Origin of the sequence: Caballeronia choica (assembly GCF_001544535.1) — a bacterium.
Lineage (GTDB): Bacteria > Pseudomonadota > Gammaproteobacteria > Burkholderiales > Burkholderiaceae > Caballeronia > Caballeronia choica.
Genome location: NZ_FCON02000429.1, coordinates 1 through 1,602 on the forward strand (window position 1 = coordinate 1; position 1,602 = coordinate 1,602).

The following is a 1,602-nucleotide window of genomic DNA, read 5'->3' on the forward strand; positions in this document are numbered from 1 at the left end:
AACTGGTACAGATCGACGGCTGTGACCATCACTGGTTCGAGGAACGGGCACCGTCCTGCACGTTGCTGGTGTATGTTCAGGACGTCGAATTCAACGATAGGATCCAGCGTTGATCGAAATGCGGCTGTACGATTGCGCGAGCGTCAATCGCCAGCATCCGTCACGAAGTCGGAGTATGCCGCGCGTCGCGACAGCTTCAGCGCGCGGAGCACGAGACACATCGTCTGGGTATCTAAACGAATGCTGTGGGCTCGTGCAGGAGGGTCTGCCGAATCCGTTCGATGCCGATACGAAAACCCTGAGCGCGCTGTCTATAGCAGTGGTATGAGCTCAGAGCGGTCTTCAACGCGGCCAGCTTGCCTGGTCCCGCGGAAGTTGGCCATCGGGGTCGTTGACCTCGATCGAATTGCCATCGCCGAGGCGGTCGGTGAACACTACGACGTTTGTACCGCTCTCGTGGCTTTGGCTGGGAAACACAATGCCGGTAAAGCCCTGCTCGAGAACTATGTCGCTTAGAACCCAGGTCGGGGGCTCGATGTGCAGCTCGAATTTCAGGTACCGCCAATCCTCGCGCCAGTCGTGCCAGAGGTCATCCCAAAGAGGGCCGCGGTGGAGTTGTCGCAGGTCGACCAAGTCACGCAGCGCGACAGTGTAGGAGCAGACCGTGCAGGGCGGCAGGAAAGGCGAGGTCTGCTGGTACTCGCGTAGCGCTGTCAGTTCTTCCAGCGACAAGTACAGTGCCTCGATACCTTCGCGGTTGAAGCGCCCGCCCTTGGCTGCGGCGCCGGCTCCACTGGCCGGGCGGCTGGCCCAGCGGGGAGCATGTGCGCGGTAAAGCATGGTGCCAGCCGGCAGATGCGTCAGGATCATCCAACAAATCCCGCACTGATCGACTCCAGATAGTCGATTGCATCCTCAGTCCGGCCGTCCTGGATTAGTTGCAGGATCGTCTTATGCCGAAACGCGGCGATAGGCTGGTTCTTGACCAGAAACAGCGCCCGCTCGAAGTCTGGCTGCACTGCCACGGCTGCCGACAACACGCGCATCAGATCGCGCAGGGTGGACTGGAGCTTTGGCGATTCGGGATGAGTGCGCAAAGTATTGCGATGCACACCCGCCAAGGTAGCCAAATCCTGTTGTTGCAAGCCCAGGACGTTAGCGAGGTTGGCAGCGGACAGGCGGGACGTGCCCGCTTCGCGCGCGGACTCAAGTACGTCGGCAAAGGCAATGGCACTCATGTGTCACTCCAAGTGGCGAACTGAATAAGAACATTATATGCACAGTTGACGCATAGTTCAACACTTCGCAGTGTTGCAGCGGCCCATCCGTTGTTCGGCGTCTTGGACGCTATAGCCTCATCGTGGCAGTTCGCGAGATAACTTGACATAAATGTGACGCTGACGCCAGCGCAGTGTCGGAGACGGTTCGGGACGATGCGGCTGGCATTGCGGGCGAGTGACGCGGGGCGGGTGGAGGCGTTGGTGGATCTACTATTTGACATAATAGACTTTGCCCCTCTTTTTTATGTAGGGGCAAAGTAGTAATGTCGTATTTGAGCAAAGTACAGATGTCGTACCAAGGGATCTGTAGCGCATGCTGGTG

Annotated in this window: 2 protein-coding genes; both read right to left on the minus strand. The window is 58.4% G+C overall.

All coding sequences use genetic code 11. The features are described 5' to 3' along the window. Nucleotides 1–342: 342 nt before the first annotated feature. The gene (locus AWB68_RS44700) at nucleotides 343–870 is read right to left on the minus strand and encodes an RES family NAD+ phosphorylase (RefSeq protein ID WP_087650431.1); all 528 of its coding nucleotides are present in this window, start codon (nucleotides 868–870) and stop codon (nucleotides 343–345) included. Next, complete coding sequence (locus tag AWB68_RS44705; RefSeq protein ID WP_087650432.1) at nucleotides 867–1,238, minus strand: DNA-binding protein; 372 nt, start codon at nucleotides 1,236–1,238, stop codon at nucleotides 867–869. Before AWB68_RS44705 ends, AWB68_RS44700 begins: the two co-directional genes overlap by 4 nt. Nucleotides 1,239–1,602 lie beyond the last annotated feature (364 nt).

Coding starts and splice junctions, on each gene's coding strand:
- AWB68_RS44705 (WP_087650432.1), bottom strand. CDS start 1,238: ATGAGTGCCATTGCCTTTGCCGACGTACTTGAGTCCGCGCGCGAAGCG.
- AWB68_RS44700 (WP_087650431.1), bottom strand. CDS start 870: ATGATCCTGACGCATCTGCCGGCTGGCACCATGCTTTACCGCGCACAT.